The sequence below is a fragment of the Clostridium sp. Marseille-P7770 genome (assembly GCF_902143525.1).
Classification (GTDB): Bacteria; Bacillota; Clostridia; order Lachnospirales; family Lachnospiraceae; genus Pilosibacter.
On the sequence record NZ_CABFVC010000001.1, the window covers coordinates 756,507 to 774,649 of the forward strand.

Annotated in this window: 14 protein-coding genes and 1 other annotated feature; of the genes, 12 read left to right on the forward strand and 2 right to left on the reverse strand. The window is 49.4% G+C overall.

Annotation, left to right across the window (positions count from 1 at the left end; genetic code table 11):
• Position 1: 1 nt before the first annotated feature.
• Positions 2 to 1,387, forward strand: a complete 1,386-nt coding sequence (locus tag FN001_RS03495) for a YfcC family protein (protein WP_142410804.1) — start codon at positions 2 to 4, stop codon at positions 1,385 to 1,387.
• A gap of 98 nt (positions 1,388 to 1,485) precedes the next feature.
• Complete coding sequence (locus FN001_RS03500; RefSeq protein ID WP_142410805.1) at positions 1,486 to 2,739, forward strand: MerR family transcriptional regulator; 1,254 nt, start codon at positions 1,486 to 1,488, stop codon at positions 2,737 to 2,739.
• A 13-nt stretch (positions 2,740 to 2,752) separates the two neighbouring features.
• Here FN001_RS03500 and FN001_RS03505 read toward each other — a convergent pair whose 3' ends face one another.
• Both FN001_RS03505 and FN001_RS03510 read right to left on the reverse strand, forming a co-directional pair.
• Positions 2,753 to 3,544: an alpha/beta fold hydrolase gene (locus FN001_RS03505; RefSeq protein ID WP_142410806.1), complete on the reverse strand. Its 792-nt coding sequence runs from the start codon at positions 3,542 to 3,544 to the stop codon at positions 2,753 to 2,755.
• Positions 3,532 to 5,253 carry a bifunctional lysylphosphatidylglycerol flippase/synthetase MprF gene (locus FN001_RS03510; RefSeq protein WP_142410807.1) on the reverse strand — a complete coding sequence of 574 codons (1,722 nt, stop codon included), beginning with the start codon at positions 5,251 to 5,253 and terminating at the stop codon, positions 3,532 to 3,534. Before FN001_RS03510 ends, FN001_RS03505 begins: the two co-directional genes overlap by 13 nt.
• Positions 5,254 to 5,500: 247 nt before the next feature.
• Positions 5,501 to 5,744: a binding site (T-box leader), on the forward strand.
• Positions 5,745 to 5,924: 180 nt separating this feature from the next.
• Between FN001_RS03510 and metG the strand changes: the two genes are divergently transcribed.
• From metG to FN001_RS03560, 10 genes are all read left to right on the forward strand, one after another.
• The gene (gene metG, locus FN001_RS03515; RefSeq protein ID WP_142410808.1) at positions 5,925 to 7,901 is read left to right on the forward strand and encodes a methionine--tRNA ligase; all 1,977 of its coding nucleotides are present in this window, start codon (positions 5,925 to 5,927) and stop codon (positions 7,899 to 7,901) included.
• Entirely contained in the window at positions 7,902 to 8,684 is a 783-nt protein-coding gene (locus FN001_RS03520; RefSeq protein WP_142410809.1) for a TraX family protein, read from the forward strand.
• Positions 8,685 to 8,766: 82 nt separating this feature from the next.
• Entirely contained in the window at positions 8,767 to 9,543 is a 777-nt protein-coding gene (locus FN001_RS03525; protein ID WP_243121922.1) for a TatD family hydrolase, read from the forward strand.
• Positions 9,544 to 9,666: 123 nt separating this feature from the next.
• Positions 9,667 to 10,533, forward strand: a complete 867-nt coding sequence (gene rsmA / locus FN001_RS03530) for a 16S rRNA (adenine(1518)-N(6)/adenine(1519)-N(6))-dimethyltransferase RsmA (protein WP_142410811.1) — start codon at positions 9,667 to 9,669, stop codon at positions 10,531 to 10,533.
• A 119-nt stretch (positions 10,534 to 10,652) separates the two neighbouring features.
• Positions 10,653 to 11,345 carry an L-2-amino-thiazoline-4-carboxylic acid hydrolase gene (locus tag FN001_RS03535; RefSeq protein ID WP_142410812.1) on the forward strand — a complete coding sequence of 231 codons (693 nt, stop codon included), beginning with the start codon at positions 10,653 to 10,655 and terminating at the stop codon, positions 11,343 to 11,345.
• 102 nt (positions 11,346 to 11,447) lie between these two features.
• Positions 11,448 to 12,761 carry an MATE family efflux transporter gene (locus FN001_RS03540; protein WP_142410813.1) on the forward strand — a complete coding sequence of 438 codons (1,314 nt, stop codon included), beginning with the start codon at positions 11,448 to 11,450 and terminating at the stop codon, positions 12,759 to 12,761.
• Positions 12,762 to 13,139: 378 nt separating this feature from the next.
• On the forward strand, positions 13,140 to 14,126 hold the full coding sequence (locus FN001_RS03545) for a diaminopimelate dehydrogenase (protein WP_118532211.1): 987 nt from the start codon (positions 13,140 to 13,142) through the stop codon (positions 14,124 to 14,126).
• A gap of 167 nt (positions 14,127 to 14,293) precedes the next feature.
• Positions 14,294 to 15,670, forward strand: coding sequence for an MATE family efflux transporter (locus FN001_RS03550; RefSeq protein ID WP_117566695.1), 1,377 nt, complete (start codon positions 14,294 to 14,296; stop codon positions 15,668 to 15,670).
• A gap of 118 nt (positions 15,671 to 15,788) precedes the next feature.
• Positions 15,789 to 16,724: a leucine-rich repeat protein gene (locus FN001_RS03555; RefSeq protein ID WP_185911829.1), complete on the forward strand. Its 936-nt coding sequence runs from the start codon at positions 15,789 to 15,791 to the stop codon at positions 16,722 to 16,724.
• A gap of 17 nt (positions 16,725 to 16,741) precedes the next feature.
• On the forward strand, positions 16,742 to 18,106 hold the full coding sequence (locus FN001_RS03560) for a vWA domain-containing protein (protein ID WP_142410815.1): 1,365 nt from the start codon (positions 16,742 to 16,744) through the stop codon (positions 18,104 to 18,106).
• Positions 18,107 to 18,143: the final 37 nt, after the last annotated feature.

Sequence of the window (18,143 nt, forward strand, 5' to 3'; positions counted from 1 at the left end):
TATGAAAAAGGAAAAGAAACCTCTGAACTCGATTGCACTGTTGTTTTTCATGATCATCGGTGCGGTGATCCTTACATATCTGATTCCGGCGGGTGCATATGTGCGGACGGAGATTAACGGAAAAATGGCGGTGGACCCGGCAAGCTTTGCTTTTGTCGACAATCATCCGGCGACTCCTTTTGATATCTTCCTTGCCATCCCGGCAGGTATGACGAACAGCGTGAGTCTTCTGATTGCGGCACTTTTGATCGGTGGAGGCCTTGAGTGTATTCAGGCATCCGGCGCTTTAAATATCGGAATCTCCCGCGTTATTAAAAAAGTCGGCTTAAGCCGCGGAAATCTGATTCTGATATTTCTTTTTTATATCTTTGCACTTATGGGCGGATTCCTTGGGTTTATCGAAGGTTCTATTCCTTTTATTCCGATCGCGATTTCCATTGCCGTCGGACTCGGATACGATTCCATCGTGGGAGTAGCCATCGCGATTGTCGGAGCCATTGCAGGATTCTCATGTGGACCGACAAATCCGTATACCGTCGGTGTTTCCCAGACACTCGCAGGTCTCGGAATGTATTCCGGAATCGGTCTCAGAATCGCATTATTCATTGTAATTCCGGCATTATGCCTCTTATATATTCTCCAGTATGCAAAAAAGGTACAAAAAAATCCGGAGAAGAGTCTGGTCGCAGGAGTGGATGTCTCTGATCTGGCTTTTGATGCCAGTGCTTTTGAGTCACAGCCGTTTACCGCGAAACACGCAGTGATCATTCTGGTACTACTCGGAGGAATCGCCTGCTATGTATACGGTGCCATCAACTGGGCATGGAACTTTAACCATCTCGGGGCGATCTTCATTATCACAGGAATCGTTTCCTGCCTCTTATCAGGACTTGGGATCAATGGAACTGCGGAAACCTTTATCAAAGGTGCGTCCAGCATGACAGGTGCCTGCTTTATTATGGGTGTCGCATATGGAATTTCCTGGGTATTCACGCAGGCATCGATCCTTGATACCATCGTATATTATCTGTCCAGACCGTTAAGCGGCCTGTCCCCGGTGATTTCTATCATAGGAATCCTGATCGTGATCATGCTGATCAATTTGATCATTCCGTCCGGGTCCGGAAAAGCGTTGATCGTCATGCCGATCGTACTTCCGATTGCGCAGATCGTGGGAATCGAGTCACAGGTAGCGATCCTTGCATATCAGTTTGGTGACAGTTTTACGAACCTCTGCACGCCCCTTCTCGGAGTCCTGCTTCTGGCATTAAGCTTTGGGCGTGTGCCGTTTTCAAAATGGGAGAAATTTATTCTTCCATTAGTATGCGGGCTGTTTGTGATCTCCTGTGTTGTTCTTGTTGTCGCGATGAATATTGGATATTGTTAATATTGCGAAAATATAAATTTTTTGATAGAATTGAAAGGGGGAATCCGGAGAAGGATTCCCCTTTTACGTTTTCAGATGAAAAATGAGGAGGACGCAATATGAAAATCGGTGAACTTGCAAGGCTCAACAATGTGACGATCGATACGATCCGGCATTATATTTCAATTGGACTTTTGATTCCTCATAAAAATGGCTCACAGTATGATTTTTCTCCCAGAGAAGCGGAGAACCTCCAGTATATTCAGAAACTGAAATCCATGCGCTTTCATCTGAAGGAAATCGAGGATATCATGAACCTGAGGCGGACATCCAACTGGGTGGAGCCGGAGACTATGAAGCAGTACATTCATATGCTGCAGGAAAAATCCGGTGAACTTGCGGCAGAACAGGTAGCTATCAAGGGTGCAGAAGAACTGGTTGCGAAAGAAATCCGGGAGTTTGAGGAGACAGGAAAGCCGAACAGGGAGCGCCAGGGCGTTCCGATTCGCGCACTGCCGTATCTTGTATGTCCGAACTGTAAGAAACAGCTGGAAGTCCGCAATGCGACGTTCGCGTATAAATATCTGTATGAGGGAAAACTTACCTGCAGCTGTGGGTATGAGGCTTCCATTGAAAAGGGGATTCTGGTAACAGGAAACCGTTATACGGCGATCTATGATGCACCGGATGTAAAACGGGAACTTTATCAGACACTCACGAGCGATTTCCTGAAATGCTATCAGCTGGCATCCGACCAGATCCAGAAAGATCTTGGAGAGCAGGAGCTTACCGGGAAGGTGATTCTGGAAAATTTCGTAAACGGATATTTTTATCTGTATACACACCTTCATGAACTTCCGAAGGACGCCCTGTATATTATCATAGACAAATACCCGGAGACGATCTCCATGTACAAAAAACTGATTTCTGCTCTGAATCTGGACCGGGATATCTTATATATTGCGGATGCATCCATGGATTATCCGCTGGCGGAACACTGTGTGGATGTCAATGTGGCGTTTTTCAGTTGTATTGAGTCGGATTTTTACTTTAAGAGCAACTATTTTGAGAACATGGAGCCGTACATGAAGCCGGATGCTATGATCACGGGGGTGGACCTTGATATGGATTACCAGGCAAAATCGAGAAAACTCTTCATGCAGAAATACCCGGAAGGTTCGCCGGATAAATTAAAGATTCCGCTGGAGCGGGAGATGTTGAAAAAGCTGGGATATACGGTGACTGACCGCACGATTGGAAGCGTCTGGGAGACAAAGAATCGGTTCAGCTTTGCCTGTCATCTTCCGAAGGAGGAAATGCGGATCGTGTATTTTAAGGCAGAGAGGGATGCTGGTACGGAACACTCTTCTTGATTGCATGAAACAATTACTGGGCCATTCGTAATTGATTCAGAAAATCATGGATGATTTTCAGATAAAACGATTTATGCCCAAACATGGCCGTATGAGTTGCCCCTTTTACCAAAACTAATTGCGCGTGTGGAATCAACCGGGCCATCAGGCGGGAGTGGGAGACCTTTACGAGATCCCTCGTACCGGCGATCAGGAGAACCGGAGACAGGATCTTCTCAAGCTGTTCTCGGGACATCATGGGAGAATTGCAGAGCAGGGAAGCGAGCTGTTGATGCCGGAAAAGATGCGGGAAGATGCAGGCAGCGGCAGGGCTTTTTTTGCAGATTCTCCGGAACAGACTTGTTGCCGCTTTCAGACAGAAATATTTCCCCACACAGAAAGCCCGGACTGGAAGAATTAGCCCATCCGGTGAGACATTCCCGCTGATGGCAATCACGGCACGAGTCCGATCCGGAAACAGGGACGCGAATTCGAGGGCAATATTTGCCCCATCACTGAATCCAAAAAGAATACAGGACGGGATATGAAGGACATTCAGAAGCGCTGCGGCGTCCCTCGCCATATCTGTGGTAGTGAACTCTGATTCTGCGTATTCCGGTTTGATCCGTGAGCGCCCGTGGGCGCGGCTGTCCATGAGAATGACACGGTATTTCATGGACAGCTTTTTTTCGTAATAATCAAAGATCAGGTGCGTCTCAGCGTTCCCATGCAGCATCAGAACCGGAATACCGGCTCCGCTTTCCTTATAATAGATCCACACCTGAGACGTATCCGCCATTCCCTGACGGCAGATCATTTTTTCCATTTGTGCAGCTCTCCTTTTAGAAACGTCAGAATGTAACCGCGGATCCCGTGGGGATTCTGGATCTCGACAGCAGCGTAGAGCATGCTTGGCGTCGGATATTTCGGAAGATATGCGTAATAGGACGGAACCCATTCGGTGGGACTGTACTTTTCTTTCGCGCGGTAAAGATCCCGGAATCCATAGCAGGCATTTAAGTGGTCATAGATAAACTGCAGAAGACGTTCCATCGGATTTTTGCTCTCGGCACTTAATCCTGCCAGAGGGGCAACACCGAGGCTGCCGTAGCCGATGCCTTCTTCCTTGAATACCTGAAATGCCTCGTATATGATCGTCTCCATGACTCCGCTGGGCGCGTCTTTCCCATGTCTCGTCACATCTGCCATGTAGCCGCTTTTTCCAAGAAATGGAACAAAGACGATAAAGGCAACCATTTTTCCATCAGAATTTAATGCGTAGAAATAACGCTTATCCATCGGATCCTCAAGTCCTACGGTACCCATGGTGAACCGGAGCATGCCACTCTTCTTGCCATCCAGCCATTCATCGGTGATCCGGTCGAATTCCCGGTCAAGAGCCGGATCGCGTTTCTCAAGGACCTTGTATTCATGGACGGTGACACCGGCTTTCGTGGCATGGTTGATGTTCATTCGCATTTTCGCGCCCTTTTTGCCGCTGATCTCGTAATCGGCGAGTTTAAAACGCGCCTCCTCACCGCTCTTTACGAGACCAAAACCCTGTTTTTCATATTCCCTGAGATAATAGTCCGTCAGCCCGAGAAAGAAAATGTTGTGGGCGCTGTTCTGACAGAATTCTCTGAATTCCGTCAGGAGAGCTGGAAAGTCCTCATCTCTGCACACAGGATCACCGTTTACGACGATGGTGTCACCGACAGTTCCATAAGGAAGCACGCCATCGACTGAGTGACCAAAATACAGGCATTTGTCATCCTCCAGTGCAAGATAGGAGCAGGGATTTTGGCTGTAAAGATTTAAAAGTGTTCTGGCATGCTGGATTTCCTGGGATCCGTGGGCCTGTTTCTGAATCCACGGGCGCACGGCACAGAGAATAGCGGCGAGAATACAGCCCCAGCTGAACCAGAACAGGACGAACTCCGTTCCATGGCGGTCAGCCATAGACGCGGGAAGACTTCCCATGCCGAAGATCATACTGATTCCCTGAGTGAAGCTGTCGGCAAAGGAGATAGAAGCGCCGTCCGCGGCTCCGAGCCGCATATAGTGCCAGGTGATCCCTACATTTATGAGGACACCGATGATGGCAAAAAGTGCCAGAAGCAGTGTTTGTCGGCGGTTTCCGCGTCCGGCCGGGCAGCAGAAATCTTTCCGCGTGATGAAAAACAGGATAAATAAGAAAAGGTCGAGAATCATGATCCCGTTGTGCAGCGGATGTCCCATTCCGATGAGTCCGCGCAGAAAATTGAGGACAAAGATCCCCATGGCGATCATCCATGCGTTCCGTTTTCTCTTCCATAACTGCAGGGACAATACGAAAAGAACAATGGAAAAGGCACGCTGAACCATGCGCCCCATCTCAAAGGATCCCTGCATGGCCTTTGAGATCCTGGAAAACGGGAAAAAGGTCAAAAGGAACAGGAAAAAGGAAAAGACGGCGAGCAGAAGGATCGTGATATTTTCGATCCGGATCCGGAGCTGTCTTGCGCGTTCCTGATTGTTAAGTAATGTATGATTCATAAGCTCATTCCTCCAGAGTTAAGAGACGCCGCAGATCTGCAGGATACCGATGCAAAGATCTGTGAAAAAAGTTTTTTGGTAACCACAGTGTAGTCTTTGGCGGATAAAAAATCAATAAAAATATTAGAGTTCATTTATGCGATGGTTTGGATGAAGATGCATGGCTGAACTGCAACATAAAACGCCGGAAAAACAAACGATACCTTGACAAATTTATTTGAACAGGATAGACTAAAGACATCATATGGAAAAAGCTTGGAAGGGAAGAGTATGCCGAAAGGAAGCTTTCAGAGACCCCGGTTGGTGTGAAAGGGGAGCAGAGAGGCGGCAGAAGATGGTCCCGGAGCTGTGCAGGTGAAAGCGGAAACCGTGTTAGCCTGTGCCGGAAGCGCCCGTTAGCGTGTCAGGCTGTTTGATGACAGCCGGTGAGGGAGATGACCGTGAGGCATCGCCGAATTTAAAGTGGTAACACGGGGGGACTCGTCTTTAATAATAAAGACGGGCTTTTTTTATGCATTGCGGCACATAACGCGGCAGAAAAAGTCCCCAGCGCAGAAAACGTCTTGTGTGCCATTTATGCCTGAAAGATACAGAAAAAGCTGTATTTTGTGAGCAGATAACCGGCAGGAGAAGAGCCGTAAAAAGAGATAAAAAACAGGAGGAATCAAACCATGTGTACAAACTGTAAGAAACCATATTACATTTCCACAGCGATCGCCTATACATCCGGCAAACCGCATATCGGAAATACCTACGAGATCGTACTTGCAGACGCGATCGCGCGCTACAAGAGAGAACAGGGCTATGACGTTTACTTCCAGACAGGAACCGACGAGCACGGCCAGAAGATCGAGTTAAAGGCTGCGGACGCAGGCGTGACTCCGAAGGAGTTTGTTGATGGCGTCGCAGGACAGATCAAGGAGATCTGGGATCTCATGAACACTTCCTATGATAAGTTCATCCGTACTACAGATGATTACCATGAGAAACAGGTTCAGAAGATCTTCAAGAAATTATATGATCAGGGCGATATCTACAAAGGACATTATGAGGGACTTTACTGCACACCGTGTGAGTCCTTCTGGACTCCGTCCCAGGTCGTTGACGGAAAATGCCCGGACTGCGGACGCCCGGTACAGCCGGCAAAGGAAGAGGCATACTTCTTCCGTATGAGTAAATATGCTCCGAAGCTGATCGAATACATCAACGAGCATCCGGAGTTTATCCAGCCGGTATCCAGAAAGAACGAGATGATGAATAACTTCCTGCTTCCGGGACTTCAGGATCTCTGTGTATCCAGAACCTCCTTCAAGTGGGGAATTCCGGTCACTTTTGATCCGAAGCACGTTACCTATGTATGGCTTGACGCGCTGACCAACTATATCACGGGAATCGGATATGACTGTGACGGAAACAGCGACGAGAAGTTTAAGAAATACTGGCCGGCAGACCTTCACCTGATCGGTAAAGATATTATCCGCTTCCATACCATTTACTGGCCGATCTTCTTAATGGCTCTCGGCCTTCCGCTTCCGAAACAGGTATTCGGACATCCGTGGCTGTTACAGGGCGATGGCAAGATGAGTAAGTCAAAAGGAAACGTACTCTATGCAGATACGCTCGTTGATTTCTTCGGTGTCGACGCAGTCCGTTACTTTGTTCTTCATGAGATGCCGTTCGAGAACGATGGCGTGATCTCCTGGGATCTTATGGTTGAGCGCATGAACTCTGACCTTGCCAATATTCTCGGAAACCTTGTAAATCGTACTGTTTCCATGACAAATAAATATTTCGGCGGAATTGTCGAAAACAAGGGCGTTGCAGAGCCAGTGGATGAAGAGTTAAAGGCAACCGTTCTTGAGACGGTCAAGAAGGTAGACGAGAAGATGAACAAGCTCCGTGTCGCAGACGCGATCACAGAGATCTTCAATATCTTCCGCCGCAGCAACAAGTACATCGATGAGACAACTCCGTGGACACTCGCAAAGGACGAGGCAAAGAAGGAACGTCTTGCAACCGTTCTTTACAATCTCACAGAGGCGATCACCATCGGTGCGTCCCTGCTGTATTCCTTCATGCCGGAAACTTCCGAGAAGATTCTCGCTCAGTTAAACACAGAGAAGAGATCCCTCGAGGACATGAATACCTTCGGTTTGTACCCGAACGGAAACAAGGTTACAGAGAAGCCGGAGATCCTGTTTGCCCGTATGGATATCAAGGACGTTATGGAGAAGGTTGAGGCCATGAAGGCAGCAGCCGCAACGGAGAATCAGGAAGAGAAGAAGGAAGAAGAAAAACCGGGCATGGACGTTGAGAAGAAGCCGGAGATCACATATGATGATTTCGCAAAGCTTCAGTTCCAGATCGGTGAGATCGTGAAGTGTGAAGAGGTTCCGAAGTCCAAAAAATTACTCTGCTCCCAGGTTAAGATCGGTTCTGAGACAAGACAGATTTTAAGCGGAATCAAGGCATGGTATAAACCGGAAGATATGGTCGGCAGAAAGGTTATGGTCGTTACGAACTTAAAACCGGCGAAGCTCGCAGGTATGTTATCGGAAGGCATGATCCTCTGCGCGGAGGATCATGAGGGCAACCTCGCATTAATGACACCGGCAAAGGATATCAAGTCCGGTTCTGAGGTCTGCTAAGTGAAAGTGCGCTTTTCGGCGGAACAGCTAAAAAACATTGCCCTGGTCAGCATGGTTATCGACCATGCTGCCGTTGGGCTTATTGAACAGTCAGAACTGGCTTCGGGCGCTGCCTGGAGTCTCTGTGGGACAGCCATGCGCCTTGTGGGGCGTGTGGCTTTTCCTCTCTTTGCGTTTATGATCGCAGAGGGGGCGGCGCATACGAGAGACCGGAGACGGTATGCGCTGAGATTGCTTTTGCTGGCGGTTATTTCGGAGATCCCCTTTGATCTTGTGGCGGGGGGAACATGGCTTTTTCCGGCAGACCAGAATACGGTGTTCACATTACTTTTGGGACTTCTGGCAGTCTGGGCTGGAGATCTGATCTGCGGGATCGGACCGGGAGGATCTTACGGAAACCGGGAAAAAACAGGAGATGGCGGCAGGAAGGCGGTAGATCAGAGGAGATTTCCGTTGGAATATGAACGGTATATCCGGGGTCTGGCGGCGATTCCTTTCGCATTGGCGGCTTATTGTCTGAAGACAGATTATGGCTTTATGGGCGTGCTGCTGATCGTTATATTGTATACACTGCGCACGGAACCACAGCTTCGCACGGCTGTCTGCGCTGTGTTTTTATTTTGTATGTATATGGATTTCTATGGCGTTGCGGCTTGCGTTGCAATTTTCCTGATAAACCGTTACAATGGAGAGAAAGGCGGTGGGAACGGAAGGATTTTCTATCTGTTTTATCCGCTGCATCTGCTGGTGATCCGGGGAATCAAGCTGGCTGTGGGACTGTAGAAAATGAGATGGTGCAAAAAAGTCTTACAGATGCCGGCTCCGGATGAAAAAGAAAACGACATATGACTTGAGGACAGAAAGAATGGACTATATTTTTGACACACATGCCCATTACGACGATGAGGCATTTGACGCGGACCGGGAGGAGGTCCTCGCGGGACTGAAAGATCAGGGAGTCGGAACCGTTGTGAATGTCGGCGCGAGCATTGCATCGACAAAAACAACTCTGGCGCTGGCTGAGGCGCATTCCTTCATGTATGCGGCAGTGGGCGTGCATCCGAACGAGACGGCGGAGCTTACGGACGCGGATATGAAGTGGCTGGAATCCCTGGCAGAAAATCCGAAGGTTGTGGCGATCGGTGAGATCGGTCTTGACTATTACTGGGACGAGCCGGAGAGGGAGATCCAGAAACACTGGTTTTCGGCACAGCTTGAAGTGACAAAGAAGACGGGACTCCCGGTGATCATCCACAGCCGGGACGCGGCGAAGGACACGCTGGATATCATGAAGGCAGAACACAACGGTTCCACCGGCGGCGTGATCCATTGCTTCTCCTATGGAGTGGAGATGGCGAGGGAATATCTGAATATGGGATATTATCTCGGGATCGGCGGAGTCCTGACCTTTAAAAACGCGAAAAAACTGATCGAGGTGGCAGAATATGCGCCGCTGGACCGGATCGTTCTGGAAACAGACTGTCCGTATCTGGCTCCGGTGCCGAACCGGGGAAAACGAAATTTCTCCGGAAATCTTCCCTATGTGGTGGAAAAGCTGGCAGAAATCAAGGGCGTTTCCGCGGAGGAAATTATCCGGGAGACAGCGAAAAACGCGAGGGAGATGTACCGGATCACGGAGTAGAATTTTCGGGACAATAGTACCGCAGCAGCGGAACGCATTTACCGGATTTTGTATACAAGATGCAGCTCATGCAACAAAAGTACCTGCGCAAAAGCGCAGTCCAAAATAGAAAGAGAGAAATAAATGGCAAATCTGGGAAACCCAAAGAACACCATAGAGATCATACAGAAGTATGAATTCATGTTTCAGAAAAAGTTCGGCCAGAACTTTTTGATCGATACCCATGTACTGGAGAAGATCATCTCTGCAGCCGGGATCACAAAGGATGACTGCGTTCTTGAGATCGGACCGGGAATCGGAACCATGACCCAGTATCTGGCAGAAAATGCCGGACATGTTGTTGCGGTCGAGATCGACCGGAACCTGATCCCGATTTTAAAGGAGACACTGGCGGATTACAACAATGTGACCGTCATCAACGAGGATATCTTAAGAGTCGATATAAAGGCACTGGCAGAGGAATACAACGGCGGAAAGCCGATCAAGGTCGTTGCGAACCTGCCGTACTATATCACGACTCCGATCATCATGGGGCTCTTTGAGAGTGGCGTGCCGATCGACAATATTACCGTCATGGTCCAGAAGGAAGTGGCGGACCGCATGAAGGAAGGTCCGGGGTCCAAGGATTACGGTGCCCTGTCTCTGGCAGTCCAGTACTACGCGGAGCCTGAGATCGTGGCGAATGTGCCGCCGAACTGCTTTATCCCACGCCCGAATGTGGGATCCGCTGTGATCCGTCTCACGAGACATAAAGAGATGCCGGTGCAGGTAAAAGACTCCGCCCTGATGTTCAAGATCATCCGCGCGTCCTTCAACCAGAGAAGAAAAACACTGCAGAACGGTCTCGGAAACGCGTCCGAACTCCCATACACAAAGGAACAGATCGCGACTGCCATCGCAGAGATGGGACTCACTCCGACGATCCGCGGCGAGGCACTGAGTCTGGCACAGTTCGCACAGTTGTCGGATATTCTTGGAGAGATGAAATAAGAAGCACGCGGATATCTGGTCATGCAGAAAAAAGAGTCTGTCCGCAGCATGGACTTTGTATACAAGCCAGAGCGCTATGGAGAAGCAGAAGAATAGAATATAGGACGGGAGGAAGCATTATGGGATTTACAGAACTGTCACACGCGTTTATCGCGGCAAAATATTATGTTTACCTGAAGGAAATCTTCGGTGACCGCGGCGAGGCGGCATTTTTGCATGCCACCCGATATTACGGCGAACAGCGTGGACGCCGGATGGCACAGCGGGCGATCCGGGACGGAAAACCTCTGACTTATGAGACATACTGCCAGTACGGTGAGTGGGTCAACACGGAAGAGGTGAAAGCACAGGGACTCGGAAACCAGTCCGAGACGACAAGCTTAAGCCCGGACTTTCAGATCCACATCCATGTCTGTCCGTGGCACACCCAGTTTAAGAATATGGGACTCCCGGAAGCGGGGCTTCTCTATTGTAAGGACCTGGATGCGTCCATTTCCCGAGGTTTCAACCCGGAGATTCGCTATGAGGTCTCTCAGACACTCCATGACCATGATTATTGTATACAGACGATCCGGAACGCCGGTCTGACGCCGGAGTCCAATATGGCAAAAAATCCGGCAGGCCTCAGATCTTTCGAGTACCATTGCGCTCACTCCTACTGGGCATACCGGGAAGTTTGTGAAGCAATCTTCGGGGAAGAGGGGACACGGATCGCTGAAAGAGTCCTTGATGATTTTGTCGCAGAGTATGGAAAAAAGATGGCAGACACGCTGGCAGGATATGCAAGGACGAATTTTAATATCGCAGACTAAGAAATCAGCAGCTTTGCAAAAAGAGCTGCTGAAATATTGCTGTTAGAAAGAAGAACAAGGTATATCGAAATACATTTTGAAGAATATTGAGGAGCAACACTTATGAAACAGATCAACATGCTGGAATCCCCGGTCCGCCAGGTGTTTTTCAGTTACCTGATGCCATCCATCAGCGCAACACTCGTGACCTCCATTTATATTCTGGCGGACACGATGATGATCGGACGCGGAGTCGGTGGTTCCGGTATTGCGGCGATGAATATTTTACTGCCGCTCTACAACACATATTTCGGGATCGGAATGATGTGTGGAGTCGGCGGCAGCGTTCTCTTTGGGTTTTCCAGAGGACGCGGCGATGAAAAACGCGCCAGAAGCTATTTTACAGCGGCGCTCTGTGTGGTGCTTGCTCTGGCAGCAGTTTTTCTGATATTGGGAAGAATCTTTTTCAACCCTCTGATTACCTTTATGGGAAATACCCCACTCTTAAATGAATACACCGTGCCTTACGGAACTGTGCTCACAACAGCGGCCCCCATGTTTGCCCTGTCTTCATTCCTTCAGGCATTTGTCCGAAATGACGGTGCGCCGAAGCTTGCCATGGCGGGCGTGATCAGCGGAGGTGTCACCAACGTGATCCTGGATTATGTATACATTTTTATCATGAAATGGGGCATGGGAGGTGCGGCGCTGGCGACGGCCACCGGAACTACACTCACGGTGCTGATCCTCGCAAGTCATTTTTTCTCGAAAGATAACCACCTGCAGCTGGAGTTTAGCGATGTGTGGAGACGGGTGCCGGAGGTGCTCGGAAATGGGCTCGCAAGCTTTATTCTGGAGATTTCCAACGGCTTCGTGATGCTGCTGTTTAACCGCCAGCTTCTCGCTTATGTGGGAGAGATGGGGATTACGGTCTATGGAATCATCACGAACACTGCGCTTGTGGCATCGTCCATTTCCAACGGTATCGCTCAGGCAGTACAGCCGCTGCTCTCCGCGAACTTTGGCGCGGGAAATCTGAAGAGAGTCGGCGAGGCGAGAAAGCTGGGGGTTCGGACCGGATTTGCCGCAGGCTTCATATTCACTGCGATCGGCATGCTGATTCCGGTACAGTTGTCCTATCTGTTTCTGGACCCGACACCGGAGATCCTCACAATGGCGGTTCCGGCGATCCGGCTGTATTTCCTCTGCTTCTTAGTCAGCGAGTGGAACATCATCAGCGGAATGTATTTCCAGTCTACTGTGAGACCGCGGCTCTCTTTAACGATCACACTGCTTCGCGGCGTGATCTTAAACAGCGTGTTCGTGTTCCTTCTCCCGGCACTCTTTGGTGTAGACGGAATCTGGCTTACGGTGACTGTATCAGAGTTCATCACGGCGGGCGTTGCGTTTGTGCTTATGAAAAGGGAAAAACATTAATATATTAAAAAATATGGTAACTGTTCAGTAGGTCTGCGCACTTGCTGCGCTGACCGTAAGAAAACATAGGCTGGAGGGCAAAAATCCCATCAGCGAAGCTGATCTGGAATGGATTTTTGCGTGTAACTATGAAGGTACTGAATAGTTACAAAATATGTAAACAACGGACTCAGGGATCTTTGAGAAAAAGGATTTCGGATTCCGTTGTTTCTTTTTTCATTGCCGCGTTCCCAGAAGAACCTTCCGGTGGCAGGTTTTGCAGGTGTATCTGGAAGAAACAGGAGACAAATTCGTTAAACTTATTTCAATTGACACTATAACGGCCTATTGGTAAAATGGAGATAGCGACATTAAATGAAGAAAGAAGAGGAGAACAATATGACGATCAGAATCGGAATTATGGGTTATGGAAATCTTGGACGCGGCGTTGAGTGCGCCATCAAACAGAATCCGGATATGGAGCTTGCGGCAGTATTTACAAGAAGAGATCCGAAAAATGTCAGGATCCTGACCGAAAGCGCAAAGGTTTACCATGCGGACGAAGCGAAACATATGACAGATAAGATCGATGTCCTGATCCTTTGCGGCGGAAGTGCGACAGATCTTCCGGTGCAGACACCGGAGTATGCGAAATATTTCACCGTAGTGGACAGCTTTGACACACACGCGAGAATTCCGGAGCATTTTGCAGCTGTCGATGCAGCGGCAAAGGAAGCAGGAAATGTAGCAGTGATCTCCGCAGGCTGGGATCCGGGTATGTTCTCCTTAAATCGTGTATACGCAAATGCAATTCTCCCGGATGGTAAAGACTATACATTCTGGGGCAAAGGTGTAAGCCAGGGGCATTCCGACGCGATCCGCCGCATTGATGGCGTGAAGGACGCAAGACAGTATACAGTTCCGGTTGAGAGTGTACTGGAGAGAATCAGAAACGGCGAGACTCCGGAGCTCACAACGAGAGAGAAACACACAAGAGAGTGCTATGTTGTTGCTGAAGAGGGTGCTGATCTTGCACGCATCGAAAAAGAGATCGTAACGATGCCGAACTACTTCTCCGACTATGACACAACGGTTCATTTCATCAGCGAGGAAGAGATGAAGCGTGACCACTCTACACTTCCGCACGGCGGTTTCGTGATCAGAAACGGAAAGACCGGATGGAATCAGGAGAATACACATGTGATTGAGTATCGTCTGAAACTGGATTCCAACCCGGAGTTCACTTCATCCGTGATCGTTTGCTGTGCCCGCGCCGCATTCCGCATGAAACAGGAGGGAATGAGCGGATGCAAGACCATTCTTGACATTCCGCCGGCATACCTTTCCGCAAAGAGCGGCGAGGAACTCAGAAAGAATCTCCTGTAATCATAAAAAGAACCTTTAAAGGCGGCGAAAGAGCCGGCCTTTGATCAATCATACCTCCGCCCTGTGTCCGCAGCCGACAGATACAGGGCGGAAGTATCAATTGCCATGCATTCAGAAAAGACCGCAAACGGGATCCATGCATGGCGGATTTTGTAGAGGGTGAAGATATGACACTTAAGAAGAATCATCCGGCAGGTTACAACGGGATCACGGACGGTGTGATCTGGCAGCAGCTTCTGCTCTTTTTCTTTCCGATCCTATTTGGGACATTTTTCCAGCAGCTTTACAACACGGCAGATGCCATGATCGTTGGAAAATTCGTTGGAAAAGAAGCACTTTCCGCGGTAGGGGGTACGACAGGAACGTTGATCAACCTGTTAGTTGGTTTCTTCGTCGGAATGTCCTCCGGCGCGGCCGTTGTCGTATCCCAGTTCTATGGGGCAAAGGAAGACCAGCAGGTGCAGAAATCGGTTCACACATCGTTCTGCCTGGCGCTGGCCGGCGGTGTGGCACTCTTAGTGATCGGTGAGATCTTCACTCCGGCTGCAATCCGGGCTATGGGTGCTCCCGAAGAGATCCTTGGATATTCTGTGACATATCTCAGGATCTATTTTCTGGGTATCATAGGAAATCTGGTCTATAACATGGGCGCTGCGATCCTGCGAGCTGTGGGAGATTCTAAGAGACCGCTGTATTTCCTTGTGGCGAGCTGCCTGACCAATATTGCTCTGGATCTCCTGTTTGTGGTCTGTTTTCATATGGAAGTTGCCGGGGCGGCGCTTGCGACGATCATGTCCCAGCTTTTATCGGCAGTACTCGTTATGATAACGCTGATCCGGACAAAAGAATCTTACCGTTTTATCCCGAAGGAACTCCGTGTGGAGCCGGTATTATTAAAGAGGATCATAAAGATCGGTCTTCCGGCGGGACTCCAGTCTATGATGTACTCAATCTCCAATATCCTGATTCAGGCAAACATCAATGGATACGGAACGAATACGATCGCGTCCTGGGCGGTTTACGGAAAGATCGACGGTATTTTCTGGATGACTATGGATGCCATGGGAATCTCCGTGACGACCTTTGCGGGTCAGAACTTCGGTGCGGGCAAGATCAGACGTTTAAAGAAGGGAACCTACGTGGGACTTCTCATGTCGACGATCATCACGGCGGCACTCGGTCTGTTTATGTTTACGGCGGGACCGGTTCTGATCAGTCTCTTTACGAACGATGTGGATGTTATGGCTGAGAGCATGAACATCCTTTGCTTCCTGGTACCGTTCTGGTTCTGCTATATCTGCGTCAACGTATATCCGTGTACTCTGCGCGGTGTGGGCGATGCCCTGATCCCGATGCTGATCATCTGTGTCGGTACATGTATACTGCGTGTGATCTGGGTATTCGGCGCAGGCGCAGTCCATCCGGGACTGTACACGACGCTGACGAGCTATCCGCTAAGCTGGAGTATCACTTCGCTGGCATTCCTGGTATATTATTACCGGTTCAGTGCGATGAGAAAGTTAAATAAACTGATTGAAGAATAAGCATAACTGTTCGGCAGGTCTGTGAACTTATTGCGCTGGTCTGCTGAACAATTATAATAAGTGTAATTGGAATATGGATGTTGAATTTGAATTTAAAGAGAAAAATGGGGGCGCTTGTGTGACAAAGCTTTTGGCACCAGGCGCCGTCTGCGTGGTACCGGAAAGTCTGGGCGGACTTCCGGTGACAGAGCTGGCAGACAAGGTATTTTCGGGGAGCACGGTGGAGAAAGTCTATCTACCGCGGACACTCACCCGGATCGGAAGATATGAATTTTATGGATGTGAGAAGCTTCAGGAGATCCATTTTTACGGGGCACTCCGGGAAGTCGGCGGCGGTGTGTTTACGGGCTGCCGGAATATTAGGAGTCTGACTGTGCATATGGGGGTGGATGAAGAGTCGGCACTCAGGGATTTTGTGACGGAGATCAATGAGAGAGTCACAGTGCATGTATTTATACAGGACGGACAAAATCGAATGCAGGACGAGAGAGACACGGACTCTGCACGAACATCGCTGGCTTCAAGTACTTTTGAGGAAGAGAACGGGGAGACAGAGACTGCGCGTGTGATCTTCCCGGAATACTACGACGAGGCGGTGGAAAATACGCCCGCCAGGATCACGGTATCCAATATCCACGGTGCAGGGCAGAAGTATCGCTACTGTTTTGAGGGACGAAAATTCCGATTTGACAGGTATGATAAAATGTTTGTGTATGAAAAAGCAGAGGAATCGGTTCTCATGGCATCGAAGATCGCGGTGACCCGGCTGCAGTATCCGAAAGGACTGTGGGAGGGCGCGAAAAAGGAATATGAAAAGTTTCTTATGGAGAATCTTTATGAGGTACTTCTCGGTAGCCTTGAGGACCCGGAGACCATAAAATGGATTGCGGGACAGTATTTAACACTGGAAAAGAATCCGCTGACGGCGGATAAGATGTCGGGGCTGATCACGGAGATCTCGAAAAAGCATCTGCCGGAGCTTTTGGGGATGTTTATGGAGATCCAGAGGAAGAAGTTTGGCGTAAAGAAGAAAAAGTTTGATTTTGATTTGTGAGGAGGTCAGAAATCGTCATGAGAGAAGATGCGGCATGGTCGCCGATCCTGAGAGAGCAGGGCGCGCTGGAAGAACTGGCGGCGATCGGCGTTGAGATCATACGGAACGCGAGGAATGAGCTGTATCTTTCCATGCGGTTTCTCGACGTGGCCTTAAATGGTCTGTTCCCGGTGGCGGACAACAGCATCAGGGGAATCGGAACGGACGGAACCTTATTATCATTTGAGACAGGATACATCTGCGGCTGGTACCGGAGAAATCCTGTTTATGTAAACCGCATGATCCTGCACGAGACTTTCCACTGTCTCTTTGTCCACCCATGGTCGAGAAAAAAGCGGACAGAGGAATACTGGAATCTGGCATGCGATATCGCTGTGGAGTCCCTGATCGACGGGATCCACAAGCCGTGCGTCCATCTGCCGATGTCCCCGGTGCGGGCGGAATTTTACGGACGTCTGAGGAAAAAGATCAAGGTACTGAACGCGGAGAGCATCTATCACACTATGCAGGAGATGGAGCTTTCGGAGATCGAATATGAGCGGCTCTGCCGGGAATTCTGCCGGGACGATCATTCCAGATGGGAGAAAGAGGACGAGAAGAAATCTCCGAATCCCAACCGGAACCGAAAAAACGATTGGGATGACAAGCGGGAGAAGATGCAGGCGGAGATGGAGGCGTTTTCCAACGAGGCGGCGGATGACTCCAGGGAGCTGATGGATCAGCTGGCGGTGGAGAACCGGGAGCGGTACGATTACCGGAAATTTTTGCAGAAATTTTCGGTGCTGAAGGAGACAGTCCAGATCGATCCGGATGCGTTCGACTATGTATTCTACAATTATGGCATGCAGTTATACGGAAATATGCCGTTGATCGAGCCCCTTGAGACGAAGGAAGTCCGGCGGATCGAGGATTTTGTGGTCGTTATCGACACTTCGATGTCATGTTCCGGGGAGCTGGTGAAGAAATTCCTGGAAGAGACCTACGGGGTGCTGGCTCAGTCGGAGAGCTTCTTTAAGAAGGTCAATATCCACATTTTGCAGTGTGACGATAAAGTACGGCAGGATGTGAAGATCGAAAAAGAAGAGGATCTTCGGAATTATATGGACCACATGGAACTTCGTGGCATGGGAGGAACGGATTTCCGCCCGGCATTCCTGCATGTGGACCAGATGATCAAGGCGGGAAAGTTCAGCAGGCTGCGGGGACTTCTCTATTTTACGGACGGATATGGGACATTTCCGGTGAAAATGCCGCCATATGACACGGCCTTCGTATTTATGCGGGATAATTATACTGACGCGGACGTTCCGCCTTGGGCGATGAAAGTGATTCTGGACCCGGAGTCGATGGAGGACGTGGGGAAAATATTAGATGGAAAATAGTAACTGTTCAGTAGGTCTGCGCATTTACTGCGCTGAC

Excerpts from the sequence above, each read along its gene's own strand:
- FN001_RS03525 (WP_243121922.1), top strand. The coding sequence starts at position 8,767 with ATGGACTATATTTTTGACACACATGCCCATTACGACGATGAGGCATTT.
- FN001_RS03545 (WP_118532211.1), top strand. The coding sequence starts at position 13,140 with ATGACGATCAGAATCGGAATTATGGGTTATGGAAATCTTGGACGCGGC.
- metG (WP_142410808.1), top strand. The coding sequence starts at position 5,925 with ATGTGTACAAACTGTAAGAAACCATATTACATTTCCACAGCGATCGCC.
- FN001_RS03560 (WP_142410815.1), top strand. The coding sequence starts at position 16,742 with ATGAGAGAAGATGCGGCATGGTCGCCGATCCTGAGAGAGCAGGGCGCG.
- FN001_RS03510 (WP_142410807.1), bottom strand. The coding sequence starts at position 5,253 with ATGAATCATACATTACTTAACAATCAGGAACGCGCAAGACAGCTCCGG.
- FN001_RS03535 (WP_142410812.1), top strand. The coding sequence starts at position 10,653 with ATGGGATTTACAGAACTGTCACACGCGTTTATCGCGGCAAAATATTAT.
- FN001_RS03505 (WP_142410806.1), bottom strand. The coding sequence starts at position 3,544 with ATGGAAAAAATGATCTGCCGTCAGGGAATGGCGGATACGTCTCAGGTG.
- FN001_RS03540 (WP_142410813.1), top strand. The coding sequence starts at position 11,448 with ATGAAACAGATCAACATGCTGGAATCCCCGGTCCGCCAGGTGTTTTTC.
- FN001_RS03550 (WP_117566695.1), top strand. The coding sequence starts at position 14,294 with ATGACACTTAAGAAGAATCATCCGGCAGGTTACAACGGGATCACGGAC.
- rsmA (WP_142410811.1), top strand. The coding sequence starts at position 9,667 with ATGGCAAATCTGGGAAACCCAAAGAACACCATAGAGATCATACAGAAG.
- FN001_RS03500 (WP_142410805.1), top strand. The coding sequence starts at position 1,486 with ATGAAAATCGGTGAACTTGCAAGGCTCAACAATGTGACGATCGATACG.
- FN001_RS03495 (WP_142410804.1), top strand. The coding sequence starts at position 2 with ATGAAAAAGGAAAAGAAACCTCTGAACTCGATTGCACTGTTGTTTTTC.